The 26,714-nt window shown below is 71.1% G+C and carries 22 protein-coding genes; 7 read left to right on the top strand and 15 right to left on the bottom strand.

Annotated features, from left to right (window positions below; all coding sequences use genetic code 11):
• Positions 1-7: 7 nt before the first annotated feature.
• Positions 8-5,683, bottom strand: coding sequence for a metallophosphoesterase (locus GD748_RS15390; protein ID WP_152196096.1), 5,676 nt, complete (start codon positions 5,681-5,683; stop codon positions 8-10).
• A gap of 375 nt (positions 5,684-6,058) precedes the next feature.
• On the opposite strand from GD748_RS15390, the gene GD748_RS15385 reads away from it, so the two are divergent.
• Positions 6,059-6,391 carry a TfoX/Sxy family protein gene (locus tag GD748_RS15385; protein WP_152196095.1) on the top strand — a complete coding sequence of 111 codons (333 nt, stop codon included), beginning with the start codon at positions 6,059-6,061 and terminating at the stop codon, positions 6,389-6,391.
• Between the two features lie 202 nt (positions 6,392-6,593).
• Here the strand turns inward: GD748_RS15385 and GD748_RS15380 are convergent, their stop codons facing one another.
• Entirely contained in the window at positions 6,594-6,812 is a 219-nt protein-coding gene (locus tag GD748_RS15380; RefSeq protein WP_152196094.1) for a hypothetical protein, read from the bottom strand.
• Positions 6,813-6,842: 30 nt separating this feature from the next.
• Positions 6,843-7,829, bottom strand: a complete 987-nt coding sequence (locus GD748_RS15375; protein ID WP_152196093.1) for a chymotrypsin family serine protease — start codon at positions 7,827-7,829, stop codon at positions 6,843-6,845.
• Positions 7,830-7,969: 140 nt separating this feature from the next.
• On the opposite strand from GD748_RS15375, the gene GD748_RS15370 reads away from it, so the two are divergent.
• Positions 7,970-9,205 carry a saccharopine dehydrogenase family protein gene (locus GD748_RS15370; RefSeq protein WP_152196092.1) on the top strand — a complete coding sequence of 412 codons (1,236 nt, stop codon included), beginning with the start codon at positions 7,970-7,972 and terminating at the stop codon, positions 9,203-9,205.
• A gap of 201 nt (positions 9,206-9,406) precedes the next feature.
• Here GD748_RS15370 and GD748_RS15365 read toward each other — a convergent pair whose 3' ends face one another.
• The 3 genes from GD748_RS15365 to GD748_RS15355 all read right to left on the bottom strand — a co-directional run bounded on the left by GD748_RS15365 (position 9,407) and on the right by GD748_RS15355 (position 13,206).
• A complete protein-coding gene (locus GD748_RS15365; protein WP_152196091.1) occupies positions 9,407-10,459 on the bottom strand; it encodes a glycerophosphodiester phosphodiesterase family protein in 1,053 nt (350 codons plus the stop codon).
• Between the two features lie 48 nt (positions 10,460-10,507).
• On the bottom strand, positions 10,508-12,208 hold the full coding sequence (locus GD748_RS15360; RefSeq protein ID WP_193312975.1) for a calcineurin-like phosphoesterase C-terminal domain-containing protein: 1,701 nt from the start codon (positions 12,206-12,208) through the stop codon (positions 10,508-10,510).
• A gap of 290 nt (positions 12,209-12,498) precedes the next feature.
• Positions 12,499-13,206, bottom strand: a complete 708-nt coding sequence (locus tag GD748_RS15355) for a winged helix-turn-helix transcriptional regulator (RefSeq protein WP_152196089.1) — start codon at positions 13,204-13,206, stop codon at positions 12,499-12,501.
• Positions 13,207-13,388: 182 nt separating this feature from the next.
• On the opposite strand from GD748_RS15355, the gene GD748_RS15350 reads away from it, so the two are divergent.
• The 3 genes from GD748_RS15350 (at position 13,389) to GD748_RS15345 (ending at position 15,512) form a co-directional block, all read left to right on the top strand.
• A complete protein-coding gene (locus GD748_RS15350) occupies positions 13,389-14,510 on the top strand; it encodes a class I SAM-dependent methyltransferase (protein ID WP_152196088.1) in 1,122 nt (373 codons plus the stop codon).
• 81 nt (positions 14,511-14,591) lie between these two features.
• Positions 14,592-14,735, top strand: a complete 144-nt coding sequence (locus tag GD748_RS19615) for a hypothetical protein (protein WP_193312974.1) — start codon at positions 14,592-14,594, stop codon at positions 14,733-14,735.
• A 321-nt stretch (positions 14,736-15,056) separates the two neighbouring features.
• The gene (locus GD748_RS15345) at positions 15,057-15,512 is read left to right on the top strand and encodes a hypothetical protein (RefSeq protein ID WP_152196087.1); all 456 of its coding nucleotides are present in this window, start codon (positions 15,057-15,059) and stop codon (positions 15,510-15,512) included.
• A 106-nt stretch (positions 15,513-15,618) separates the two neighbouring features.
• Here the strand turns inward: GD748_RS15345 and GD748_RS15340 are convergent, their stop codons facing one another.
• Entirely contained in the window at positions 15,619-16,368 is a 750-nt protein-coding gene (locus tag GD748_RS15340) for a VIT1/CCC1 transporter family protein (protein WP_152196086.1), read from the bottom strand.
• A 203-nt stretch (positions 16,369-16,571) separates the two neighbouring features.
• On the opposite strand from GD748_RS15340, the gene GD748_RS15335 reads away from it, so the two are divergent.
• Entirely contained in the window at positions 16,572-17,996 is a 1,425-nt protein-coding gene (locus tag GD748_RS15335; protein WP_152196085.1) for an APC family permease, read from the top strand.
• A gap of 11 nt (positions 17,997-18,007) precedes the next feature.
• On the opposite strand, the gene GD748_RS15330 is transcribed toward GD748_RS15335, so the two are convergent.
• From GD748_RS15330 to GD748_RS15310, 5 genes are read right to left on the bottom strand one after another with little or no spacing between them, the layout of a single operon-like run.
• The gene (locus GD748_RS15330; RefSeq protein WP_226921425.1) at positions 18,008-19,630 is read right to left on the bottom strand and encodes an AAA family ATPase; all 1,623 of its coding nucleotides are present in this window, start codon (positions 19,628-19,630) and stop codon (positions 18,008-18,010) included.
• Positions 19,631-19,688: 58 nt separating this feature from the next.
• Positions 19,689-20,003: a DMT family transporter gene (locus GD748_RS15325; protein ID WP_152196084.1), complete on the bottom strand. Its 315-nt coding sequence runs from the start codon at positions 20,001-20,003 to the stop codon at positions 19,689-19,691.
• Positions 20,000-20,365: a DMT family transporter gene (locus tag GD748_RS15320; RefSeq protein ID WP_152196083.1), complete on the bottom strand. Its 366-nt coding sequence runs from the start codon at positions 20,363-20,365 to the stop codon at positions 20,000-20,002. The genes GD748_RS15325 and GD748_RS15320 overlap by 4 nt, the downstream gene beginning before the upstream one ends.
• A 30-nt stretch (positions 20,366-20,395) precedes the next feature.
• The gene (locus GD748_RS15315; RefSeq protein WP_226921424.1) at positions 20,396-20,776 is read right to left on the bottom strand and encodes a type II toxin-antitoxin system VapC family toxin; all 381 of its coding nucleotides are present in this window, start codon (positions 20,774-20,776) and stop codon (positions 20,396-20,398) included.
• A 1-nt stretch (position 20,777) separates the two neighbouring features.
• Complete coding sequence (locus tag GD748_RS15310; RefSeq protein ID WP_319593321.1) at positions 20,778-21,032, bottom strand: type II toxin-antitoxin system Phd/YefM family antitoxin; 255 nt, start codon at positions 21,030-21,032, stop codon at positions 20,778-20,780.
• Between the two features lie 202 nt (positions 21,033-21,234).
• Here GD748_RS15310 and GD748_RS15305 point away from each other — a divergent pair, with 202 nt between their 5' ends.
• Complete coding sequence (locus GD748_RS15305; RefSeq protein ID WP_193312973.1) at positions 21,235-23,997, top strand: glycoside hydrolase family 2 TIM barrel-domain containing protein; 2,763 nt, start codon at positions 21,235-21,237, stop codon at positions 23,995-23,997.
• 310 nt (positions 23,998-24,307) lie between these two features.
• Here the strand turns inward: GD748_RS15305 and GD748_RS15300 are convergent, their stop codons facing one another.
• The 3 genes from GD748_RS15300 to GD748_RS15290 form a co-directional block, all read right to left on the bottom strand.
• Entirely contained in the window at positions 24,308-25,399 is a 1,092-nt protein-coding gene (locus tag GD748_RS15300; protein ID WP_152196080.1) for a HigA family addiction module antitoxin, read from the bottom strand.
• Positions 25,400-25,416: 17 nt separating this feature from the next.
• The gene (locus tag GD748_RS15295; RefSeq protein WP_226921422.1) at positions 25,417-25,788 is read right to left on the bottom strand and encodes a type II toxin-antitoxin system RelE/ParE family toxin; all 372 of its coding nucleotides are present in this window, start codon (positions 25,786-25,788) and stop codon (positions 25,417-25,419) included.
• A gap of 166 nt (positions 25,789-25,954) precedes the next feature.
• Positions 25,955-26,671, bottom strand: coding sequence for a DUF2306 domain-containing protein (locus GD748_RS15290; RefSeq protein ID WP_152196079.1), 717 nt, complete (start codon positions 26,669-26,671; stop codon positions 25,955-25,957).
• Positions 26,672-26,714: the final 43 nt, after the last annotated feature.

Here is a 26,714-nt window from a genome sequence, read left to right as displayed (position 1 = left end):
TGGCTCCTCAGGCGATCTCGTGCTGCAGGACGGGGCGGGCGCTGGTGTCGTCCCACGCCCAGATGGCGGCGAAGTCCCACCCGAGGACGTTCTCGTAGGTCCCCCGGTCAGTGGCCTGCTCGGTGGTCAGGGTGGCGCCCTTGGTGGTGTCGGTGCCCTCTTCGGGCTCGGTCTCGACGCCGACCTCGACGGTCTCGACGCCGTAGTTGTTCACCAGGGTGGCGACGTCGCCGGAGAGCACCCGGGCGACGACCCGCCCGGCGTACCCGGTCGCGACGACCGCCTCGTTCAGCGCGACGCTGTTCTGCAGCGTGGTGCCGGTGTAGGCGTAGCCGCTGACGCCGCCGGCGTTCATGTTGCCGACCACCTCCACCCGGCCCGTGGCGAACACGTTCTCGGTGAGGCTGCCCCGACCGGTGATGCCCGCGACGCCCCCGGCCTGGCGCCCGCCCGTGGCGGTGACGTCCGCCGTCGAGTAGGAGTCGCGGAGCTCTCCGTACGAGTAGCCGACGACGCCACCGACGGTGGAGCCGCCGCTGATCGCGCCGGAGGTGGAGACCTGCGAGATCTCCCCACGGTTGACGTCCACGAGCAGTCCGGTGTTGTCGGCGGTGGTCGTCACGACGGCGTCGAGGCTCAGCGCGGTGATGGTGCCCTCGTTGAGCGGGAACAGCCCGCCGTCGTCCGAGGTGTAGCCGGTGACGACGTGGCCTGCCCCGTCGAGCACCCCGGTGAAGCCCTCTGGCGCGATCCGCACGTCCTGGCCCGTGAGGTCCAGGTCCGCGGCGAGGCGGAACTGCTGGTCCGGGTGTGCCGTGACCTCGGCGAGGTCGGCGACCTCGTCGATCAGGTACGCACCGTCTGTGTCCTGCTCGAGCGCGGGGAGCTCAGGCGCGGGCAGCGGCGGCACCGGCTCGCCGGTGTAGCGCTCCGGCGCCGCGGTGAGGACCGGCCGGGCCGCCGCGTCGTGCCAGCTCCACACGCTCTCGAAGTCCCAGCCGAGGGTTTCGGCGAAGAACAGCGGGTCGCGGGTCTGGTGCAGGCTTGCCGTCGCCCCGGACCAGTTCGTGGCGGTCGGCTCGTCGAGGTTCGACTGGACCGACGCGACGACGCCCGCGGAGGCCCAGTTGTTCTCCAGCGTGGCCGTGTTCCCGGAGAGCACGCGACCGAGGAACCGGTGGGCGTAGCTCGGGGCGGTCACGCTCGGGTTGAGCGCGATGCCGTTGCGGATCTCGGTGCCGGTGTAGCCGTAGCCGACGACACCGCCGGTGTTGCGGGTGTCGGCCGACACAGCGCCGGTGGAGTAGACGTTCTCGGTGACCGAGCCCGCCAGCGCCACGCCGACCACGCCGCCGGACTCCGTGGAGGCGGAGCGCACGGTCGCGGTGGAGTACGAGTCGCGCACCGTCCCGGCGGAGTCGCCGACCACGCCGCCGACCCGGGAGGTCCCGCTGACAGACCCAGTGGTGTAGACGCCGCTGACGACGCCCCCGTTGACGTTCGCGAGGATGCCCACGCGTCCGCCGTCCAGGGAGACGTCGGCGTCGACGATGCCGAGGTCGTGGACGGTGCCGTTGTTGATGTTGATCAGCCCGCCGCGGGTCGAGGTCAGGCCGCTGATGGTGTGACCGTTGCCGTCGAGCTCGCCGGTGAAGGGGGCGAGCCCGCCGATCGGGGTCCAGTCGGAGACGCCGGAGACCTCGAGGTCCGCGGTGAGGACGTACTTCTCGCTCCGGTACTGCGACATCTGGGCCAGGTCCTCGGCGCTGGCGATCTCGTAGTAGCCGTCCGCGTTCGGTTCGCCGGCCGGCCTCTTCGCGACGTAGTCCTCCGTGTTGGCGCGCAGCAGCGGTCGTCCGGCCTCCTCGTCCCAGACCCACACGTCGGTGAGGTCCCAGCCGAGATCGTCGGAGTAGAGGGCCTGCGTGCGGGTGGCGTCGGCGGGGACCACCCGGCCCTTGAGGTTGGTCTCGGCCGGCTCCTCGTCGAGGCTCTGGACGTTGACGTAGGCGGCGTCGGTGGCCAGGTTGCCCTCGAGTGTGGCCGTGTGGCCGCTGAGCACCCGGCCGACGACGGCGTGGGCGTAGTTGGGCGCCGTCACCGACTCGTTCAGCGAGAGGACGTTGCGCACCGTGGTCCCGGTGTAGCCGTAGCCGACGACGCCGCCGACGTTGCGCGTGTCGGAGGTGACGTTGCCGGTGGAGTAGACGTTCTCCGTGGTCGAGCCCGCCAGCGCGACGGCGACCACGCCGCCGGCCTCGGTCGAGCGCGAGCGCACGTCCGCCGTCGAGTAGCTGTCGCGCACCACTCCGGTGGAGTCGCCCACGAGGCCGCCCACCCGACCCTGGCCGATGATCGAGCCCGAGCTCCAGCTGTTCTCGATCGTGCCGGTGTTGTAGTCGGCGAGGATGCCGATGGTGCCCTTGGTGGTGTCGATGTCCGCGTCCGTGACGGCCAGGTCGCGGATGGTGCCCTCGTTGGTGGCGAAGAGCCCGCCTCCGCCGTCGGCGTTCGCCCGGAAGCCGCTGATGGCGTGCCCACGACCGTCGAAGACGCCGCGGAAGGTCTCGGTGCCGGAGCCGATCTGCGCCCGCTCGAGGTCGTCCAGCTCGATGTCGTTCATCAGGGCGTAGTGCGCCTCGGGGGCGTGGCGGATGTTCTCCACGTCGGCCCAGGTGCGGACCTCGAAGGGCTCCTCCGCGGTGCCCTCGCCGAGCACCCCCTCGCGCAGCACGGTGGCGGGGACGAGCGGGCGGCCGCTCCCGAGGCTGTCCCAGACCATGATCTTCACCGCGTTGTTGGGGTCCACGGGCAGCGGTGCGTCGAAGGCGACGTACTGCTCGGTCCCCGAGTGGTTCAGCGTGACGTCGGCCGTGCGGACCGCGAGGGTCTCCTCCTGGGCGTGGTCCATGGCGACGGCGGTGACGGTCAGGCCCTCGCGGGCGCCCGGATAGCTGAGGAACCCGACGCCCGCGAGCTCGTCGTCGACGATCCGGGCGGAGCTGAGCTCCCAGGTGCTCTCGGGCTTGGTCACGGTGTAGTCGTCGACGGTCTCGCCCGCACTGTTGTAGGTGAGCAGCCGCAGCCCGGCGTCGGTCACCTCGAGCACCGTGCCGGTCTGGAGGTCGTCGTCGTAGACGACGTCGTCCCACCACTGGACCTGGTTGTTGTAGAACTTCGGCCCGGCGGACCCGGTGGTGACGAAGGTCGTCCCGGCCGCCTCCTCCTCGGGAGTCTCGGCCAGCCGGCCGTCGTAGACGGTGGACCGCTTGTAGACGTGGTCGTGCCCGCCGACGTGCAGGTTCACGCCGAGCTGGTCGAGGACCTCGGTGATCTGGGCGCGCTGGTTCGCCATGCCGGCGTCGTCGCTGTGGTTGCCCCCGTAGTACGGGAAGTGGCTGAGCACGACCTTCCACGGCTTGTCGGTGGCGCGCATGTCCTCGATCAGCCAGTCGAGCTGGGTGTCGAGGTCGTAGTTGGAGTTCAGGACGGCGAAGTGGATGTCGCCGCGGTCGAAGGAGTAGTTCGACTCCCCCACCGCCGAGCCGTTGCCCGGCAGGTTGTACATACCGGCGAAGATGGCGCTGCGCTCGTCGGCGATGACGTCGTGGAACTCCTTGTCCCCGTAGGTCTCGTGGTTGCCGACCATCGTCGCCACCTGCAGGTCGAGGTCGTCCAGGACGTGCTCGTAGGCCTGGTCCCAGTACTCGGCGCGCCCGCCGCGGTCGACGAGGTCACCCATCTGGACGAGCAGGTCACCGCCCGGGTGCTCGGCGCGCAGACGCTCGAGCATGGCGTCGAAGAGTGCGTAGTCGGCCGGCTCCGAGCTGACGACCTGGAGGTCACCGAGGACGTAGATCGGCTCGTTCGTCTCGCCGCCGGCCACGAACTCGCCGGCGACATCGGTCCAGCCGCCCTCCGGCGTGACACCGAGGCGGTACTGGTATCGCTCGCCGGGGGTGAGGGCGGTGAGGTCGAACTCGTGGCTGCGCAGCACCTGGCCGGTGATGGAGTCCTGGTAGCTCTTGGCCTCGCGGGCGATGCGGTCCATCTCGAAGACCGTGCCGCCGTCGGAGGCCACGGTCTGGGCCGCCGCCCAGTCGGACGCGCCGGCGGGGAGCACCTGGAGGTACGTCTCGGTGATCGACCGGTCGGTCACCGCAGTGACGCCGGCCTCGCCGGGCCGGGCGCCGACGGCGGCGACGGTGCCCTGGTGCCGGAAGACGGTGTCGGGGTCGAGCTGGTCCTGGGTCACGGTGGTGCGGACGAGGTCGGCAGCGGTCGAGCCGTTCCCGTCGGTGGCCTTGACGACGACGAAGTGGTCGTCGTGCCCGGTCACCGTGAAGGTGCCGTCGGCGACGGGGAGCTCGCCGGATCCGGTGAAGACCGTGATGTCGATCTGCGGGGCCGCGCCGCTGTCGTCGGTGGCAATGACCTCGGGGAGCGCGACGACCTCGCCGTCGGCGGCGCTCGCCGGCAGCGTGTCGGCTACCGTGATCTCGGGCGCGTAGTTCGCCCCGCGCACGCGCTCGCCGATCCAGACCGGTGCGGAGATGACCTCCTCGCCGTCGGCCTGGGTCGCCTTGACGAAGTAGTAGTCGCCGTCGGCGACGTCGATGACGGGGTCCACGCTCACCGTGGAGGTGTCGAGATCGGTGAACTCGGCGGCGACCTCGCCGCCGTTGGTGTAGACCTGCACGGTCTCGAACGTGTCCTCGGGGTCCGTGAGGTCGACGTCGAGGGTGAGCTCGGTGGTCCCGGCCGGGAGGATCGAGCCCATCATCCGACCGTTGGCGCCGAGCTGGAGGATGGCGTCGGCGTCGAAGGTGGCGTAGGTGCTCCGCTCGCGCATGGCCTGGTACAGGCCGTCGGCGCTCTGCTCGGTGGCCCAGATTCCCGTGGTGGCCGGGTTGCCGGTGACCCAGGTGCGCGCGTGCTCGTCGCCGCTGTAGGTGGGCGAGAGGTGCCAGCCGTTGTCGAGGGCGAGGATCCACTGGCTGTGGTAGCTCGGGGACTTGTACTCGAAGAGCTGCACGCTCTCGTCTGCGGTGGGCGTGAGGTGGCTGAAGTCGTAGAAGTCGCCCCAGCCGGTGGCGCCCGGGTGGTTGAACTGCGCGACCGCCTCGGGGTCGAGCGCCAGCCGGGCGTACATGGTGGGCAGGTCGTACATGATGTTGCCGGTCCCGAAGGTGCCGCCGGACGGGCTGTTGGCGGTCGCGAGCCAGTCGGCGTTGAAGATGTTCATGTGACCGGTGCCGTCGTACCAGGTCAGCTCCTCGCCGATGACCGTCTCGAGGTCGCTGTTCGCATTGAACGCCTCGGACTCCTCGTGCAGGTACCGCCACTCGTCGGAGGCGGCGTCGCGCCAGTCGGTGATGAAGTCGTCGGCGTTGCGCAGGTCGAAGGTGACGTCGTGCTCGGCGAGGCCGAAGAAGTCGGCGTCGGAGTTCTCCGCCACGTGTGTGAAGGCGTCCACCGGCAGGGCCTGGCCGTCGCTGATCGACGTGTGGGAGTGGAACTCGCCGGTGTAGTGGGTGCGACCGAGGTACTCGGGGTGCGCGGCGTCGTCGGCGTTCTGCGCCACCGCCGGAGCGGCGACGACGACGGCGCCGGCGACAGCCGCTGCCAGTGCTGCTGCGATACCTGCGGCTGTCGTGCCAACGGCGGGTCTGGGGCGAATCATCGTGTCTCCTCGGTCGAGATGTCCGAGACGAGAAGTTACGGACGGTCGATGACGGGCACGGGCACGGCAGGTGGCCGCGGTGTGAACGCCAGCGGGCAGATCGGTGTCGGACGATGGGGTCGACCGCTCCGACCCGCTCGTCGACGCCGCGGCCGCACCAGCCGTGACGTCCCGGCCGACGTCGAGGTCGTCATCGACCGCACCCCGTTCTGCGCTGAGCGCGGCGGCCGGCCGGCCGCCAGCCGGGTGGGGCGAAGGGTGAGGACGACCCCAACGGCGTCGGGCCGGCGGACACGACGACGCTCCCGATGCGTGCCGAACGAGGACGACGGCGGCGACGCCCCGGCGGAGCGAACCCGGCGGCATACTCGTGCCATGCCCTACAGCGACGTCCTGGCGCAGCGCATCCGGCAGATGCTCGAGCGTGAGCCCGGCGTGCGCGAGAAGCGCATGTTCGGCGGACTCGGCTTCCTGGTCGAGGGCAACCTCGCGGTCAGCGCCAGCAGTGCCGGCGGGATGATGGTCCGGGCCGACCCGGCCGAGATCGCCGCCCTTCTCGACGAGCCGCACGTCGGACTCGTCGAGATGCGCGGGCACAGGATGACCGGCTGGGTCAGGATCGCTCCGGACGGGCTCGAGAGCGACGACGAGCTGCGCCGCTGGGTGCGCCACGGACTCACCCGCGCCCGCACCCTTCCTCCGAAGTAGGACGAGGTGCACGACCTCGGCGAGGTGCCGGAGACGTCAGTGGAAGTGCCAGCGAGGTTGGCGACGTGTCGGCGACGAAGGCGAGCCACCCACGATGTAGGCGTGGTACCGGCGACGAAGGTGACCCACCCACGACGTAGGCGAGGTATCGACGACGAGGGCGAGGGCCCGGCGACGTTCGGAGAGATGCCGGCGAGGCGGGTCAGGCCTGGGCGGTGATCCGGCCGACGACGCGGACGCGGACCTCGACGCCGTCGATGTCGGACGGCACGCGGGTGGCGACGTCCTCGGTGGTGACGTTGACCTTGAGGCAGTATCCGTCGCCCCTGCGCGCGATCCCTACGCCGACCACCCCGTCGCGGTCGCGGATCCGGGCGCGCAGGCCTTCCTTCGCGGCACGTGCCTGCGGCAGGTCGGCCATCGGACACCTCCGTGTGCCGCCGGGCCGCGGTCAGAGCGTGGCACGCAGCGCGGTCAGCACCTCGTCGACGGGATTGAGATACGTCAGCCCCCTGCCATTCTCCCCTCCCGTCTCGCTCCCGGCAAAGAGCAGGCCGACGGCGCGGCGGTCCGCCGGCCGGTAGACCAGCGACCCGCTGTCCCCGCCCCGGGAGAAGGGCAGGTCGGCGCTGCCCTCGACCTCGATCTGGTTGTCGAAGGTGAGCTCACCGAGCTCGGGCCCGTAACCGACGACCACCCCGTCGAGCTCGATGGCGGTGACCCGGCCGTCGGTGACCCCGGTGGTACGGCCGATCTTCTGCACGACGTCGTCACCGATGGCCTCGGCGACGCCGGCCAGCAGCCCAACTGGGTAGGTGGGGTCGACCCCGACGCCGTCGTCGACCAGGGCCAAAGCCGCATCGACGCGGGCCCGCTCCCCCGCGCTGAGCGGGACGAACCCGGCGAGCCGGCCGACACGGTCCGAGTCCGATCCGCCGTCTGCCGGGCCGGGCTGCAGGACCGGATCGCCCGTGCGCGCCGTCGGGGATCCGACCAGGACGTGGTAGTTGGAGAGGATGTGGGTGCCCGGAGCACCGTCGAGCGTGACGAAGGCGCCGAGTGTGCCAGCGCTCACCGCCTGGTGGGCGATCGAGACGCCCGGCCGGAGGGGCCGGACCCGGCCGGTCTCCCCCTGCGCCTGCGCGGTGGCGACGGGGCCACGTGGCCCGCGGACGGCGAGCGTACGCACCCGTCCGGTGCGTCGGACGTCGACGACGGGTCCGGCCGCCGCCTCGAGGCGCCGGGCGACCATCCGCGCCGTCGGGGTCCCCAGCGGATACCGGACGGCGACGCCGAACGACCCGTCGGCCAGCGGCGCGATCCCGACAGCGACCGCAACCGGGGCCGTCGCGGACTCCGCGCTCACACGATCGGTGAGCAGGTCCGCCGCATGGGCGGCGAGCTGCTGCTTCAGGGTCCTCGCCTCGTCCAGATCCATGGCACCGAGTCTGGCGGCCGGCACCGACATCGGCCCGCCGGCTCGACCTCCCGCACGGTCGCGGTGTGCCGACCTTCCCGACGACGGCCGACCGCGCGGCGCTGTGGCGGTGCCCGCGTCCACCGGTGAGCATGGGGGCCATGCGCCGCCGCGAGCACGACCTCGTCGTCTACGGCGCCTCTGGCTTCGTCGGGAAGCTCCTCAGCGCCTACCTGGCCGAGACTGCCCCAGCCGGCCTGCGGGTCGCGCTGGCCGGACGCTCACGGGAGAAGCTCGCGGCCGTCCGGGCGGAACTGCCGGGCGCGGCCCGCGAGTGGCCGCTGGTCCTGGCGGACACCGCTGACCCGGGCTCCGTCGTCGCGCTCGCCGAGAGCACCCGGGTGCTGGTGACCACCGTCGGCCCCTACGCCGTCCTCGGGATGCCGGTCGTGGAGGCCTGTGCCCGGGCCGGCACGCACTACGCAGACCTGAGCGGTGAGCTGACCTTCACCCGCGACGCCATCGACCGCACCGACGCACCGGCTCGCGAGTCGGGTGCGCGCATCGTCCACTCGTGCGGCTACGACTCCCTCCCGTCGGACCTCGCCGTGCTCCTGCTCGCCGAACAGGCCCGCACCGACGGGGCCGGTGAGCTGCGGGACGTCCGCCTGGTCGCGACCTCCCGCGGGGGCGTGAGCGGCGGGACCGTCGCCTCGATGCGGGGACAGGCCGCGATCAGACGGCGTGACCCGTCGGCACGGCGCCTCGCCGACGACCCGTTCGCGCTCAGCCCCGACCGTCCCGCCGAGCCCGATACCTCTCAGCCGCCGGACGCCACGCTCCCGTCCCGCACCCGCGACGGCCGCTGGACGGCACCGTTCGTCATGGCGCCGTACAACACCCGGCTGGTGCGCCGCAGCAACGCCCTGCAGAGCTGGTCCTACGGACGCGGCCTCACCTACGGGGAGGTCATGGGCTGCGGACGGGGAGCGAGAGGTGCGGCCACCGCCGTCGGCATGACTGCCGGACTGGCCGGTCTGCTCGGCGCCATGAGGTTCGCCCCCTCGCGCGCGCTGCTGGACCGGTTCCTCCCGGCACCGGGCACCGGCCCGGACCACGCTGCTCGCCAGAGCGGCTGGTTCCGCATGGTCGTGGAGGCACGCACGGACCTCGGCCGCCGCTACCGCGCCACCGCGGCCGGGCCAGGCGACCCGGGGTACGCGGCGACGGCCGTCATGTTCGGCGAGAGCGCGCTGGCCCTCGCGCTCGACGGCGACCGGCTGCCCCCTCGGGCCGGCTCGCTGACGCCGGCCACCGCACTCGGAGACGTGCTGGTGAGGCGGCTCCGTGCGGCGGGACACGCCTACGAGGTCGTGCCGTCAGCCGATCCCGCGTAGGCCGGCGCTCGAAAGGCCCGTCGGACCGTGGCCGGCCGCCTCCCGTGTTCCATTCAGGAGTGCCGGGGGCACCATGCGCACCAGTTCGGCGACGCAGGGTGGCCGCGGCCGGCGGTGACGCGGTGGTGGCCGCCTCCCCGCGGGGAGGCGGCCACGCGCGGCACGGTCGGCGCCTCTAGTCCGGCCCGGCGACGCCCGTCGTCATCCCAGGATCGATCCGTGCGGCGCGCTCAGCGGCCGGGGCAGCTTCAACCCTCGCTCGGCCATGAGCTCTCGCAGCAGGTCGGGCCGGTCCGTGATGATGCCGTCGACCCCGAGGTCCATGAGGTGCTCGATGGTGGGCCGGTCGTTGACCGTCCACGGGATCACCTCGATCCCGGCGTCGTGAGCGTCGGTGACCATCCCGGCCGTGACGTACGGCTCGTAGCCCTCGTCCGCGACGCTCCCGCCCTGCGGGTTGCCGTGAACCGGGGAGATCGCCTCGACCCCAAGCTCCTCGGCCATCGCGACGAGGTCGCCGTCGAAGTCGTCTGCGTCGAGCCCGCCGAGCCACGGGGACGCCCCCGGCAGGCCGACCTGGAGGAAGTCCCCGTTGGTCAGTGCCACCCGGTCGAGCTCGGGCGCGAGCTCCTCGACCACCCGGAGGGATCCCCAGTCGAAGCTCTGGATGCTGACCTGGCGACCGATCTTGGCCTCCTTGATCTCCTCGACGACCCGAGAGACGAAGAGGTCTCGAGGCGCGGTCTCGTGCGGTGCCCCTGCCTCGACCTTCGTCTCGATGTTGAGCATGACGTTGTTCGCACGGTAGTACCGCACGAGGTCGAACACCTCGCCCACCTCGACCATCGGGCCGGGAGCGAGCTGCTGCCCCTCGTAGACCGGTGCGATGCCGCACTCGACGGTCTGCACCTGGGCGAGCGTGAGGTCGGTGATGTACTTCCCGACGTACGGGAACTCCGGGTCGCCCTCAAAGGCGGGCCCAGTGTCGGCGCACTTGCCGGCGCTGATCTGCCTGTCGTGCGTGACGACGACGGCGCCGTCCTGGGTGACCTGAGTGTCCAGCTCCAGCGTGGTCACCCCGAGCTCGAGAGCGTTGGCGAACGCCTCGAGGGTGCTCTCCGAGTACAGGGCGATCCCGCCCCGGTGTGCCTGGAGGTCGAACCGGTCGGCCGGGCTCTGGGCAGATGCCGATGCGGCGGGCACGACGGCGGCCGCGGCGGTGAGCACGGCGACGACGGTTGTCTTCACGTTCATGGGTGTGTCCTCTCGGTGGGTCGTTCTCGGCGTGTGCGGGCTCGCGGCTCAGCCGTGGGTGGGCCGGCCGGCCACGATCTCGATCTCGCTGGTGGACGTCGACACCTGGCCGTACGGATCGGTGCTGCGCACCGTGACGGTGTGCGAGCCCGGACCCAGGTCGGTCGGGAGCGCCGCAGTCCACAGGTGGGAGGACCACTCCGGTCGGGCGGGCTGCTCGGGCGTGCCCCGGTACTGCTCATACAGGGCGGAGATGTAGGGGTCGGTGACCGGTTCGGAGTGCGTCATCTCGGCGAAGGGCCGGTCATCGACGGAGACCTCGACCGTGTGGCGCGAACCGCCGTCGAAGACGTTGGCCGTCACCGTGGGCGCGGTCCACCGCTCGGTGTCCCAGTCCCGCGGGTGGTAGGTGACGGGCTCGGTGAACCCGCCGGAACCACTGGGGCCGGTGGGCACGTGGACCTCGTCCGAAGCGCCGCCGTCGAAGGTCAGTCGCATCTGGAAGTCGGCCGGGAGGCTGGCCGCCTTGTAGCGCGGGGTGTAGTCGACGCCGTCGAAGCTCATCGTGTAGTACCCGTTGGGGTTGCCGTCGGCCATATCGGCGGCGGACACGCCGCGCTCGTCCACGGGCCCGGAGCCCCAGCCGCCACCGCGCGCCTCGGCGAGGACCTGGTGGTGGAACGGCTCGGCGCCGGTCCAGCCCTCCTCCTCGCCGAGGAACATCTGCCAGCTGTTGGACGTGTCGTGGCCGGCGAAGCTGTACACGTGCTCGCGGTCGCCGAGGACGTCGAAGAGCCCCTGCAGGCTCTCGTCGCTGAGGTTGAGGCCGCTGGAGATGGTGGCGTCCGTGCGCAGCGGGCTGTGGGTGGCCAGCACGACCAGCTTGTCGTCGGGAACGAGTGCGAGGTCGTTGGCGAGCCAGGCGAGCTGCGCCTCGCTCAGGTGTGCGCGGTAGGCCGAACCGGCACCGGTCTTCTCGATGTTGTCCATCGCGACCACGTGCACCTGGCCGTAGTCGAAGGAGTAGTTCGTGGGGCCGAACACGGACTTGAACGTGTCGGTCGCGTGCTCGTCGCTGGGCGCGTCGTAGTCCATGTCGTGGTTGCCGGGCAGGTTCCACCACGGGATCCCGATCTCCGCGACGGCCGCGTTGTGCTCCGGGAAGAGGTGGAGCGGGTCGTTGACGACATCGCCGACGGTGAGGCCGAACGCGGCGTCCGAGCCGACGAGCTCGGCCACGAGGTCCTGGCGCAGCTCGCTGATCTCGCCGGACGTGCGCGTCTGCGGGTCGGCGAAGACGAGCGCGTCGAACTCGACGCTCTGTTCCTGCGCCACGAGCGCGAAGTCCACCGACTCGGGCAGCGGCCCAGTCGGCGCGATGCCGCCGTAGCGCAGCTCGTGCGGGGTCCCGTTCGGGTAGTGAAGGTAGTAGAACTGCGGGAGCTGGACCTCGTTGACGGGCACCATGTACCCGTTCGGCTTGCTGACGAAGATGATCGTCTCGTCGTCCACGGGGAGCGTGTAAGCACCGTCCGCGTCGGTGGTCACCACGTCGAAGCCGTTGGAGACCGGCACGTCGGCGATGCCTGGCTCACCGGCGTCGCGGGAGCCGTTCTCGTTGAGGTCGTGGTAGACGACGCCCTCGGCATTCTCGCTCGTCGGGGCGGCGACGGCGGCCGCCCCCGGGAGCAGCACGGCGGCGGTCACCACGGTGCAGGCCAAGGTCAGCCTGCGCGTTGTCACAATCATCTCGGGACACATCCTTCTGCTGGGTGGCTCGGACGTTCCCGACCGTAGGAGTCCGGTGCCACGAGGCCGTGAACGGCGTCTGTCGGTCCCTGCAACATCGGATGAGGCGACACCTCCGCGCTGGCGTCGCGGGATGAACGCGCCGGTTAACGGTGGGCGACGCCACCCCCGGCCCCCTCCGCGACGCGCGTACGCATCGCGCGGCTACCGCGCGGTGCACTGGCTGTCAGTGCACTAGCGGCCAGTAACCGCGGCTCTCGTCAGCCGCGGGCCCGTCGCGCCGAAGGGGGCTACGCGGGCTCGGCAACCCGCACTGCGGGCGAGTCTGCCGGGAGCCTGGGCACCTTCGCGAAGGGTGAGAGCATCAGCCAGCGGACCACGCCGCGGCGCGCCTGGCTGGGGCCGGCGACGTCCAGCCGCCCGTCGCGCATGGCCTCGACCCAGGCGACGTCGCCGCGCCACACCCGCACCATGGTCCGCAGGTCGGTGGTCAGCGTGACGTCCACGCCGTGACCCGGGTCGAAGTCGCACAGGTCGACGTCGCCGCCGTCGACGACGATCCACCAGCGGCCCGACTGCGCGAGATCGGTGAAGGCGAAGTGCAGAACGGTGCGCCCGGGCGGGACGGCCTGCAGGTCGATGTTGCGATGCACGTCCCACATGAGCAGGTGCGGGTCCAGATCGGCGTCACCGAGGTCGGGCATCCACCGGACCGCCCATGCGCCGACACTCTCGATGATCGGCCCCAGCTCACGGCCGGCCTCGGTCAGCTCGTAACGGACGTCGCCGCGGTCGGTGCGGCGCACGACCAGCCCGGCGCGGGTGAGGCTGCGCAGCCGCTTGGAGAGCAGGGCGGGCGACATCCGCGGCACTCCGCGGCGCAGCTCGTTGAAGTGCGTGCTGCCCAGCATCAGCTCGCGCAGGACGAGCACGGTCCACCGCTCGTCCAGGAGCTCCATCGCCTTCGAGATGGGACAGAACTGTCCATACCCGGTCATCGTCCACTTCCTTGTCGACGGCTCAACGGTACGCGCGCACCCATGCGGCCTCCAAGCACTTCGGGGCCGTTGCGGCGGTACAGATCCAGTACTGGCGAGGTACCGGATCGTGCACTGCCCACGGCCTCGACGACGGCGGATCGTTGCGCTCGCACGTCCACCCACCACGAGAGGCAACCACCATGGACAACCAGCAGGGCACCGCGACGGTCGCGCAGCAGGCACCAGCCGCACAGGAAGCGCCGGTCCCGCGGGAAGCGCCGGTCGCACAAGAACCTCCGGTCGCTCAGGAGGCCCCGGTCACCCTGGCCGACCAGGCCCCCAAGCTGTTGCAGCACGTCGCCGGGTACATCGCCCACCGCACGGTCGCGACCGGGCTGCGAACCGGCCTGGTACGACGGCTCGCGGACATGGACGGAGCGAGCACGGACGAGCTCGCCGCCGCCCTCGGTCTAGACCCGTTCTACGTCTCGGTCTGGGCCCGGTCGGCCTTCGCGGCCGGGATCCTCGAGCGGAGCGCCACGGGCTACCGCCTGGCGCCACACATCGGCACGCTCCTGCTCGACGCGGACTCCCCCGCCTTCGCCGGCGGCCTGTTCACCGTCTTCGAGCAGGACGAGATGTTCGGGCGGTTCGAGCGCGAGCTCGCCACCGGCACACGGCTGTGGTGGGACGAGACCAGCGACGGCTGGACGGCCGGCGTCGCCCAGACCGGGCGGCCGTTCTACACCCGGCTGGTCCCCGCCGGGCTCCAGAACGTGCCCGGGCTGTCGGAACGGCTCGCCGCCGGCGGCCACGTGCTCGACACCGCCTGCGGCTCCGGCTACGGCCTGCTGCGCCTCGCCGGGGCCTACCCCGCCGCCACGGTCTCTGGGGTCGACGGCGACGCCCACTCGGTCTCCGCCGCACGTGGTCTCCTCGCCGAGGCCGGCATCGAAGGGGTCCAGGTCACGGTCAGTCCGCTCGAGGAGCTACGCGTGGACCATCCGGTCGACGTCGTCGTCAACAACATCTCGATGCACGAGTGCCGCGACATCGATCTCGTCGCCGAACGGGTGCGCGAGGCCCTGGTGCCCGGCGGTTGGTTCGTCATCTCCGACTTCCCGTTCCCGGACACCGACGCCGGGCTGCGCACCGTGCCGGGCCGGATCATGTCCGGCATCCAGTTCTTCGAGGCGCAGATCGACGACCAGCTGCTGCCCCGCGCCACGTACGACGATCTCCTCGAGCGCCACGGCTTCACCGAGATCGGCTCGACCAGCCTCACCCCGGTGCACGCCCTCACCTGGGGCCGGCGCGCCTGATACCTGCGCACCTAGGTACCGGCACGCCTGAGCAACTGAGCACTCAGCGACCAAACATTCGAGAGCAAGGAGACCTCAGTCATGGACGACTGGCTGTATCTGCACGAGATCCGCTACCGCGACTTGGTGCGCGAGGCGGAAGACGCCCACGCCCGCCGGACGACGAGCCGTGCGCCGCGGCGGCACACCGACTTCCGCACACCTGGGAGTCCACCGGTGACCTGACGACGTCGAGTGCCCTGGCCACCCAGGCGGCCCTCGTGACGCTAAGCCAGGCGCACGGGGGCCGCTCGGCGGCGCCGGGCGGCACGGCCCTGACCGGCACGGCCCCGGGCGGCACGGCCCCGGGCAGCACGGCGCTGACGCCGTCCCTCCGGTTGCGCGCCGAGGCGAAGTATTTACTAATGGATTACCGAAGCAGGAGCAGGGAACGGGGACACCCGGAGGCGCACGCCGGCGTACGTGCGCGGTGCCGCCGGACCGACGCGGCACAGGCACAGGCAGCACAGGCACAGACACAGACACAGACCGGACAAGGAGACCGCGATGGCCCGACCGACGAGATCGCTGACCGCGGCCGCCCTGCTCGCCACGCTCGCAGGCTGCTCCGTGGCGAACCCCATCACGACACAGCTCGAGTACGCACCGAGCGACGGCGTCCGGGTCGAGCTCTCCGAGAACGTCTCGGCGGAGAACCTCATGATCCTCACCCGGGGCGAGGGCCGCGAGGGCCATCTCCTCGGTGCCGTGGTCAACCGGTCGGACGAGGACGTCGCGGTCGAGATCGAGCTGGCGGGCGGACCGGTCTACGACTTCGATCTCGGCCCTCAGGACGTCGTGAACTTCGCCGACGCCGAGCTCACCCCCGCCAGCGTCGACGACCCGCCGGGGGCGACGCTCCAAGCCACCCTCTCGCTCGACCAGGCCGGCTCACAGGAGGCGTTCATCCCGGTGCTCGACGGCACGCTGCCCGCGTACGAGCGCTACCTCGAGCGGAACTGATCGGGCGTTCGCGCAGCGAGGGGCTTGTCACGGGCGCTCGAGGTCGCGGCGGTCCGTGGCGCGTGCCGGGCAGCCCGCGCTGCCTCCCGGTCCGGGACGCGCGGCCTCAGAGGATGCCCGAGGTGCCGAGCAGGACGCCGACGACGTAGGTCGCCAGCAGCGCCAGCGCACCGCCGGCCACCACGCGGACCGCGGCCCGCAGCCTCGACCCGCCGCCGATGGCCGCAGCCACCGTGCCGGTGAGCGCGAGCCCGGCGAGCGTGACGACGAAGGCGACGGGCACCCGCACCTCCGGCGACGGCAGGAGGATCGCCAGGAGCGGCAGCACGGCGCCGAGCGCGAACGCCAGGAACGAGACGACGGCGGCGTGCCAGGGACTGGCGACGTCGTCGGTGTCGATGTTGTGCCGGGCGCGCACCTGGGCGTCGAGCGCATCGTGGGACGAGAGCTCCTCGGCCACCTGACGGGCGGTCGCCGCGGAGATCCCGCGCGCCTCGTACAGCCGGGCGAGCGCCTGCAACTCGCGCTCGGGATCCTCGGCGAGAGATCGACGCGCCACGGCGATGAGGTTCTGCTCGCTGTCGCGCTGGCTGCTGACCGAGACGTACTCGCCCAGCGCCATCGACACCGCACCACCGATCGCGGCGGCCAGCCCGGCCATCGCGATGGGTCCGGTGGCGGTCGTCGCGCCAGCGACGCCGACGACGACGGCTGCCGTCGAGACGATGCCGTCGTTGGCCCCGAGCACGCCGGCGCGCAGCGCGTTCAGTCGTTGCTCGAGCCCACGCCCCTGCCGCTCCACCGGCGGCGCCGACACCCCCGGCGGATGCGCCTCGACGGTCGACGACCCATCCATGGTCACGACGTTAGGCGCCTTCCCGAGCGTCCACCAGCAAGGAAAGGCTGTCCTGACCTGGTCTTTTACCGCTGCGGCGCACCCGGCAGCGAGAGCCGGCGCGCCGCGGCCGCCGGCCGGCCCGCGGGCCCCGGACCACCGAGTTGCGGGCACCGGCCGCCTCCGACAGAGTCCACAAGGACAGCCACGAGGGGGTGGGGCAGATGAGTGGGCACACGAGCGCCCAGACCGAGACGGAGCGGCCCCGCCTGCGGCGCGTCATCGGCCCGAAGCTGCTCCTGCTGTTCATCATCGGCGACATCCTCGGCACGGGGGTGTACGCCCTCACCGGCCAGGTGGCCGGCGAGATCGGCGGCGCGGCGTGGGCACCGATCCTGCTCGCCTTCGCCGTCGCCACGATCACGGCGCTGTCCTACCTCGAGATGGTCACCAAGTTCCCCCAGGCGGCCGGCGCCGCGCTGTACACGCACAAGGCGTTCGGCATCCACTTCCTGACGTTCCTCGTCACCTTCGCCGTGCTGAGCTCGGGCATCACCTCGGCCTCGACCGCGGCGAAGTTCCTCGCCGAGAACTTCGTCGTCGGGTTCGGGGTGGACTGGGGGGCCGGCGGGGTCACGGCCGTGGCAGTGACCTTCATCGCCCTGCTGGCGCTGGTGAACCTGCGCGGTGTCACCGAGGGCCTGAAGTTCAACGTGGTGCTCACGCTCGTCGAGCTCACCGGACTGCTCATCGTCATCGTGATCGGGTTCGCGGCGGTCACCCAGGGCGAGGCCGACTTCAGCCGGGTCACGGTGTTCGAGGCAGGCGCCGACAAGAGCGTGTTCCTCGCCCTGACCGCAGCCACGTCGCTGGCGTTCTTCTCGATGGTGGGGTTCGAGGACTCCGTCAACATGGCCGAGGAGACCAAGGACCCGGTCCGGACCTTCCCCAAGGTGATGCTCACCGGCCTGGGGATCACCGTGACGATCTACGTGCTGGTCTCGATCGTCGCGGTAGCTCTCGTCCCGGTCGGCGAACTGTCCGAGAGCGCGACACCGCTGCTCGAGGTCGTCCGCACGGGCGCGCCCGGCCTGCCGGTGGAGACGATCTACCCGTTCCTGTCCATGTTCGCGGTGGCGAACACCGCGCTCATCAACATGATGATGGCCAGCCGCCTCATCTACGGGATGGCCCGGCAGGACGTGCTGCCGGGCGTGCTGGGCAAGGTCCTGCCGCGGAACCGCACCCCGTGGAGCTCGATCGTCTTCACCACGCTGATCGCCGTCGGCCTCATCGTCACGGTCACGAACGTGATGGGCGAGGAGACGGTCGCCGCCCTCGGCGGCACCACCGCGCTGCTGCTGCTCGCGGTGTTCACCATCGTCAACATCGCCGTCCTCGTGCTGCGCCGCCGCCCGCACGACGGCGAGCACTTCCGTTCCCCGGGCGGGTTGCCGTACCTCGGCGCGCTCACGTGCGCGTTCCTGGTCGGTCCGTGGGCGCAGGACCCGATCGAGTACCGGATCGCAGGGGTCATGCTCGGTCTCGGCGTCTTCCTGTGGGTCCTCACGTTCCTGTGGAACCGCGGCGTCCGCGCCAAGACGACGCGGTTCCGGGAACCCGAGGCCCTGGGCGACGAGCCGCGCTGAGGATCCGACGGCTACCCCTCGTCGCCTCCGCTCCCGGACCCGCCGAGCAGCGACCGGGTCAGGGCTCCGCCGTCGTCCATCATCTCCGTCAGGGCGGTACGCAGGTCCGCGTCCCCGACGCCGCTCGCGTCGCCGCGCTCGACGGCGAGCAGGACCGCCCGGCGGACGAGCTCCTTGGTGAAGGACGCGGTCGTCCCCGTGGCGGCGCCGGCCACCTCGTCCAGCACGGCGGCCGAGAACGGCAGGTCGGCGGCGTAGAGGTCGAGCAGCGCGCGCCGCGCCCCGGTGCCCGGCAGCGGGATCTCGACGGCCAGGTCCACCCGGCCGGGACGCTGCGCCAGCGCCGGCTCGAGGATGTCCGCGCGGTTGGTCGTAAGCAGGAAGACGACGTCGGCGTCGGCGGCCAGGCCGTCCAGGGCGTCGAGAACCTCGAAGAGCAGGGGCGAGGAGCTGTGGTGGCTGCGCTCCTCGGCCACGAGGTCGCAGTCCTCGAGCACCACGATCGCCGGCTGCAGCGCCCGGGCGGTCTCGGCCGCCTGCGAGACGAACTGCAGCGACATGCCCGAGAGCAGGATGACGGTCGCCTCCTGCGCGGCACCGACCAGGTAGCGCACGGTGTGCGTCTTGCCCGTCCCGGGCGGTCCGTAGAGGAGGACCCCGCGCTTGAGGTGCTGCCCCGCGGCGACCAGCTCGTCACGGTGGTGGGCGATGCCGAGCACGTGCCGCTCGATCCGGTCCAGCCGCCCGGCCGGGAGGACGACGTCGGCCGCCGCGACATCGGGCCGGCGCACGAAGGTGACGCCGCCGGAGCTCGGCTCGTACACCGACCCCGTGAAGGTGACCACCTGCCCGCGCAGGACGCTGTGGGCGTTCATGGCGTCACGGATCTCGGTGAGCACGGCGGCGGCGACGCCGTCCTCGGCGAGCACCTCGAGCTGTGGCGGCTGCCCGAAGCGTGCGTTGCCCATCCGCTCGAGCACGACGACGGGCCTGCGGTCGCCGTCGTCGCCGACGTGGAACAGGTGCAGGCCGAAGGCGACCGTCGCGCGCTCGGCGTCCGGGCCGACCGGGGCCGTGCGGTAGTCGACGGGCCCGAGGCGGAACTGGCCGTAGCTGCCCGCCATCTGGAGGATCTCCGAGAGACTGTGGTGCCAGCGCTGCTCGCCCCCGCCGACGCCGAGCAGGGTGCCGCCGCCGTGCGCGGCGATCACGTGCTCGAGGCCGACGTCGGCGTCGACCTCACGCAGGGGGCTGACGAGCTCGGTCAGCACCGGCAGGCTGCGCGGGTCGACCCCGAGGTGCTCGGTCAGCGGCGGGAGCAGCGGGTTCCCGCCCGACGCACGGGCGGCCGACGCCTGCTCGGCGGCGGCCTCGCTGAGCCGCTGGAAGGCGGCGAGGAACTCGGCGAGCCTCCCTTCGGGGACGGCATCCGCCGTCGAGGCGGCGTCCGCCGGCGAGGCAGCGCCCGGCGTCGGCACGCCACCATAGCCAGGTGCCGGGAGCCCGTCCGGCGCGGGAGCCCAGCCGGGCGCGGCCGACCAGCCAAAAGACGCTGCATCGGCGGAGTGGTCGGCGGCGGCCATCGAGGAGTCGACGTCGCCGGAGGCCTCGGAACGGTGGTGGGAGTCGGTCATGCCCGGATCCTTGCAGGCACCCGCCCGGCGTGCGCAGGTTTTCGGACGGAGCTGGCGTTCACCCGATCTCGACGAGGACGACGCCCAGCGTGATGAGCGCGATCCCGGCGAGCATCCGCCGCGTGAGTGGCTCCTGCCAGATGGCTCGCGCGAGCAGCGCGATCAGCGCGATGCCGGTGGCCGTCCAGATGCCGTAGGCGACCCCGACCGGCATGCCCGCACGCAGCGCGAGGCCGAGGAACGTGAACGCGACCGCGTAGCCCGCCACGACCGGGACGAGCCAGGCGCGCTCGCGCAGGCCGTCCGAGGCGCGGAGGCTGAGCGTGCCGGCCAGCTCGGCCACGATGGCTGCGGCCAACCACACCCAGCTCACGCGGTGGCCTCGGTGGGCTCGGTGGCTCGGGAGTCCGGCCCGGGCCGGTGCGCACCGGTCTCGACGACGATGACGCCCACGATGATGACGGCGATGCCCACCACCGCGGTGACGCTGAGGTACTCGCCGAAGATCAGCGCACCGAGCACCGCGGTGAGGGCCACTCCGCAGGCGCCCCAGATGCCGTAGGCGACCCCGAGCGCCATACCGGTCCTCAGGGTCAGCCCGAGCAGCGTGAAGGCGGCCAGGTACGCGACCACGACGAGGGGCAGCCAGGCGGGGTTGTCGATCACCGCCCGCAGGGACATGGTGCCGATCACCTCGCTGACGATCGCCCCGGCGAGCAGCAGCCATTTCCTCATACCCGTGTCGCTTCCGGTAGGTCGTCCAGGTCAGGCACGCGCGTCCTTGACGAACGGCAGGTCGAGCGCCAGCAGGACCCGGTCCGCGGTCAGCAGCTCCAGCCGCTCGGCGTGCGCCTGCGCGACGAGGAGGCTGTCGAAGGGGTCGTGCCGGGCGAGCTCAGGGAAGCTCAGCACGGCGCGCGCATGCTCGGCGGTCACCGGGATCTCGTCCAGACCGCTCCGCCGGACCTCACTCTCGAACGTCTCCGGGATGGTCAGGCCTCCCTCGCGCACCTCGAGCATGAGCTCCAAGATGCTCGCGGCAGAGAAGGAGGGACGCGCGGCGGAGCTCAAGGACCGCCGCGACTGCGGGCCGAGCCGTGAGTCGTCGTCCATCCACCACAGCAGGACGTGGCTGTCGAGCAGCACCTCAGCCCGCTTCGGGACCGAGGGGACCGTCGACCATCTGGCGCGCGAGCGCACGGTCCGGGTCGTCGAAGGTCTCGGAGTCGTAGTGGAGCTGGCCCCTGAGCAACCCCGCGGTCAGGCGCGGTCGCACGTGCTGGACCAGATCGGCCACGGGCGAGCCACCGCGCGAGATGACCACACGCTCGCCGTCCTCGACCTGCTTGAGCAGACGCGAGAGGTGCGTCTTCGCCTCGTGCACGTTCACCTCGGTCACCACGGTGCTTAGTCTAGTTGACCAACGTGGCTCGTCCACAGGCACAAGCACAGGCACGGGCTCTGGAACGACGGCGGACGCCGCCCACCGCACCGCGGCGGTCCGCGGGCAACTGATGGCAACCGCCTTGCCATGTGACGCCCGCGACGGCGATGGTCGGTGCGCTGACGCGCAGGGGGTGCGTCAGCCACGGAAGGAATCAACGATGACCAACTCCGCAAGAGCCGGCGTCTCCCGCCGGACCGTGCTGACCGGCATGGCCGCCGGTACCGCGCTGTCGATCCTGGCGCAGCCCGCCCAGGCGCAGAACCGACGCCCGCCGCACGCCACCCGCAACCGCGAGCGCGAGCTGCTCAACGACGGCTGGCTGCACACGCTCGGCGACCCGGCAGGTGCCCAGCGACCCGACGCCGACGTCGCCGGCTGGGAGAAGCTCTCCGTCCCGCACACGTGGAACGCCCAGGACTCGCTCGACGACGAGGCCGGCTTCTACCGCGGCCCGGGCTGGTACCGCCGCGGCGTGAAGATGACCGGAAAGCTCAAGGACAAGCGCGTCTTCCTCTACTTCGAGGGCGCCTTCCAGGTGGCCGACGTCTATGTCGACGGCGAGCGCGTGGGCGGGCACGTCGGCGGCTACACCGCGTTCAGCGTCGAGATCACCGACCAGCTGCGCCGGGTCGGGCCCGGCCGCGAGGCCGTCGTCGCCGTGCGGGTGGACAACACCCATGTCGACGACATCCCGCCCTTCTCCGGCGACTGGACCTTCTACGGCGGCCTGTACCGCAACGTCTGGCTGGTGGCCACCGAGGAGGTCCACCTCGACGTCCTCGACCACGCCTCGCCGGGAGTCAGGGTCGACACGCCCCTGGCGACGGTGTCCCGTGCCGCCGTCCGCACGCGCGGGCGAGTCGTCAACGACTCCGACCGACCCACCTCCGCGCAGGTGCACAGCGCCGTCGTCGACGCCGACGGAGTCACGGTCGCCGAGCTCCGCCAGACGGTACGGCTCGAGGCATGGGGCACTGCCCAGTTCACGCTCCACCTGCCCGCCATCAAGGACCCGCACCTGTGGTCGCCGGAGTCGCCGTACCTGTACCGCGTCGTCACCGTCGTCGACTCCGGCCAGGGCCGACGCGACCGCGTCGACGCGCCGCTCGGCGTGCGCTGGTTCTCCGCCCACGCCGACGGTGGCTTCTACCTCAACGGCAAGAGCTACCCGCTGCGTGGAACCAACCGTCACCAGGACATCGTCGGCAAGGGCAACGCCCTGTCCGACGCCGACCACATCCGCGACCTGCAGATCATCAAGGACATGGGCGCCAACGTCATCCGGCTCGCCCACTATCCGCAGGCGCCCGCCGTCCTCGAGGCCGCCGACGAGCTCGGCCTGGCGATCTGGGAGGAGGCACCGATGGTCAACCGAGCCATCCTCACCCAGCCGTTCATCGACAACCACGTGAGCAACATCCGCGACATGGCCAGGCAGCACTTCAACCACCCGTCGATCCTCGTCTTCGGGACGATGAACGAGATCCTGCTGCGCCGTCCGGACCCGCAGCCGGAGAACTACTTCGAGTGGACCCGGGACATGCTCCAGCAGGGCGAGAACGCGCTGCGTGCCGAGGGCACCGACCGTCTGACGGCGATGGTCGGCCACCAGTCGAACGCCTACAACGAGGCCGGCATCGCGGACATCCCGGACATCTGGGGATGGAACCTCTATCACGGGTGGTACGGCGGCAGGGCCGAGCAGTTCGGGCCGTGGCTCGACGAGCAGCACGCGACGTACCCGGACCGGGTGGTGTGGGTCTCGGAGTTCGGCGCGGACTCCGACCCCCGGCTCCACAAGGTCGTCCCCGGCGACCTGCCCGAGCTCGCCGGCCAGCGGATCTACCAGGACCAGTCCACCGAGTTCCAGCAGTACTTCCTCGAGAGCTACCTGCGCCAGATCGACGAGCGGCCCTGGCTCGCCGGGACCACGTACTGGTCGCAGTTCGACTTCGGCTCGGAGTCACGCACGGGCTCGGTCCCGCACGTGAACATGAAGGGGCTCATGCTCACCGACCGCACGCCCAAGCCCGTCTACCACCTCATGCAGGCCTGGCGCGGCGTCGACGTCCTGCACATCGCCGCCGGGCTGTGGGACAACCGGGCGGGCGTGGGCTCCGACGGCGCGAGCGGGTACCAGCCGATCGAGCAGACGGTCACGGTCTACTCCAACGCCGACGAGGTCGAGCTCGTCCACAACGGCACCTCGCTCGGCACGAAGGCGACCGACTCCATCGGGTACGTCTCCTGGATGGTGCCGTTCGTCGACGGCGAGAACCACCTGGCCGCCGTCGGCACGGCCCCGTCCGGCGCAACGCTGACGGACGAGAAGACCGTGCGCTTCACGTACCACTCCCCCACGCTCGCCGACCCGGACGTGCCGTTCGAGCGGCTCAGCGTCTCGGCCGGTGCGATCGTGCAGTACGAGGACCCGGACGGCACGGTCTGGCTCGAGGACCGCGAGTACGCCCCGGGCGGGTTCGGCGCCGTGACCGAGGACTTCACCGCCGGCTACGGGTGGATGAAGAACAACTGGGTCAACGGCACCGAGGAGGACCCGCTCTACCAGACCTACCGCAAGGGCATGTCCGGCTACCGCTTCGACGTGCCCGACGGCACCTACGAGGTGACGCTGCGGTTCGCCGAGATCACCTCCGCCGGTGACACCGGGGGCGACGGCACGGCGGTGCCCGCGCCGGACGGCTCCGTGCAGGTGCCCGAGGGGTGGCGGATCTTCGACGTCGCCGTCAACGGCGAGGCGCTGGAGACCGGGCTGGACCTCGTCGCGAAGGTCGGTCAGCACACGCCGTACGACGTGACCACCACGGTCACCGCGTCGGGCGACGGCATCGAGATCGGCTTCACCGGCCTGAAGAACGTTCCGGTCGTCAGCGCGATCGACGTGCGCCGGGCCTCCTGACCGCACTGCCCGGACCGCCAGGAGGCTTTCGGTCCGGACCGCCAGGAGGCTGTGGGTAAGGCGTGACCGGCGGCGGCCGTTCCCTCACGGGGCGGCCGCCGTCGCCTGCCGGCACGGCCAGACGCTCCGCGGCTGACGGCGACCAGCTGCCGACGAGGAGCGATCCGCCGCTCAGCGGCCAAGGATGTCCTGAACGTGCCTCGCCATAGGCGGAAGATCCCGGGTCATCGTCTCCCAGAGCCTCGAGTCCACGTCCGTCTCCCGCTCACCACGCCGATGCGCTGGAATGGCGCGGCGAGTCCACCGTCGCCTACTCGGCGGTGCCGACGTCGACGAAAAGCCTGTTGCCACGGGAGTAGTCAAGGATGCGGTTGCGGTGCATCTGCTGCACGGCAACCCCTGGGGCCACACCGATGCGTGCAGCCGTGTCACGGATCTCACGGTCGTACCTCAGGTCGCTGAACGGCGCCAACCCCTCCGGACCGAACAGCGTGTCGAGGGCAAACTGGTTGGCGGACCTCTCGGCGACCGAGGTGCGCATCTTCTTCGTGGAGTACTCCACATGAAGCTCACCGCGCGGATCGTTCAGAACATGTCCGATCTCGTGGAACAGGGTCCAGATGACGAACCCGTCATGCTGGCGGCGCCCGCTCTGCTGGATGATGGGTACCTGCTTGTCGATCCAGCGAGTCACGCCGTACAGCGGAAGTCCCCTGGGCGGCGAGATCAGCATGAAGACGACGCCGGCCCGACGCAGGATCTGGCCGACGTCGGCCAGCAGCTTCTGGTCCGGTCTGGCCGTGCGCTCGCGTAGTTCGGGCAGCAAGGCGCGAAGTTCGCGCTCGTCATAGTCGCCGCGGCGTCCGAGTTCGAACCGCTCATCGAGCTCACCGGCGCGCACCCACGTAGAGAGCAGGGTCGGATCAAGATCTGCCCTGCTCTCCGTCAATGCGGCGAGGGCGTAGTCACCTGACGACTCGGTGTGCTGGAGCTGCTCGTACGCCTCCCACGTGCCGCACCGATGGAACGCGAGGAAGTCGGAGACGAGTTCGCCCGGCCGGCGTCTCGTGGCCCTCGTCGCGCCGACCTCGCGCAGATAGGACGCGGCGCCAGGGTGGATGGCGTCCACGTACTGGGCGAGAGTCTCCTCGTCACGGATGCGCGCAAGGTCAGCACGGTAGAGGGCCTCGTACCGCAGCCAGGCGTCCGTCGGGACACTCGTCAGACGGGCCAGCCGTGAGGCCGTGTCTGCGGTGACGGGGGCACGACCGTTGACGATCTCGTTGATCTGCTTGCGGCTGCAGCCGAGTCGTGCGGCAGCCTCCCCCTGGGTCATGGCCTCGTCGTCGAGCCACTCCTCCAGGAAGGCACCAGGGGGAACTGCGTAGTTGGTCGTCGCCATCGTGCTCGCCCCTCCTTCTAGTGGTAGTCCTCGCCTGCCTCGAGCACGGTGACCGTGACGGATTCGACGCCAGGGTTACCGCCCTCCGGGCGGATGATGATGCGGTGGTTGCGGCTAACCGATCCCGCCCACGTACCGACACGATTCCCGGTCAGCGGGTGCCAGTTACCCAGCGGGTCGAACTGCCTCAGCGCTCCGACGTTCGGTGCTGCCTCAAGCGCCTTGATACGCAACGGGAGTTTCCGTGCGATATCGGCGCGCTTCCTCTTCATCTCTCTCTCATCAGTGCACAGCCGCTCGAGCGACTTGTCGTCGTACCGAACCTGCATCCTGTCACCGATCTCGTTACAGCATAGCGTATTAACGAGGCTGGATCTTCCCAGCCACACGATGACCGCACCTCAATGACGCCACCGTGCTCGGACCGTATCGGTTGACACTGACTGCCGGACGTGACGGCACGGCAACTTCAAGGATGGGGCGCGGCGTTGCGGCACCCCGCGGGCGTCAGCCCTCAGTAGCGGCCACGGTGGGGGCCCTACTTGGCGGCCACCGTCATCTGCTCGGCACGCCCTGGCGTCGCTGGATCAGCATGACGACGGCCAGGTTCGGCAGGAACGCCAGCCAGCAGGTGGCCGTGTACGCCACGGTGAACAGGGCGTCGAAGTCCCCGCCATGCACCGATTCCAGCAACGGGACCTGCGCGAGGATCAGCAGCGGCAGCCACACCCGGAACGTCACAGCCGCGAAAGTCAGAGCGAAGTTCCGGACCATCCACCGCGCGTGGTCGCGGTACCGCCGCTGCCGGGCGGCGCGGTAGGCGACGACGGCGGTCACGCCCCATGCGACGTCGCCCACGAGGAGCCCCGCGGCGGCCCCCGCCCCCTGGGTCGAGAGGATCGCGGCCGGCACGCCGAACACCACCGAGGGCAGCACGCCGGCGAAGAGGTAGGTCCGCCCGATCCAGCGGTGCACCCGCCGGTGCGCCCGGATGCGCCGAGACAGCTGCAGCGGTCCGACGGCGAGCGCGACGGCCGCCGTGACGATGTGCCCCATCAGCACGGCGTAGTGCCAGGGCACGTCCTCGCGCAGCTCGACCGTCGACCTCGACGGGTCGAACCCGAAGTAGACCACCACCGCGTACCCGACGACGCCGAGCGACAAGAAGGTGACGAGGCCCCACAGCCGACGTCCCCGGCGTGGGCCGCGCGCGGGCGGCCTCGTTAGGCGTCGCGCCGGTGGGTGTGGAGCGGTGCGGGTCGTGGCGGTCATGGTCACGATGCTGGCGCGCGCGGCGACGGCGGACCTCCCCCTG

Origin of the sequence: Georgenia subflava, from assembly GCF_009193155.1 — a bacterium.
GTDB classification, from domain to species: domain Bacteria; phylum Actinomycetota; class Actinomycetes; order Actinomycetales; family Actinomycetaceae; genus Georgenia; species Georgenia subflava.
Note: the sequence above shows the minus strand (reverse complement) of the source record. Positions and strands in the feature narration are given on the sequence as shown.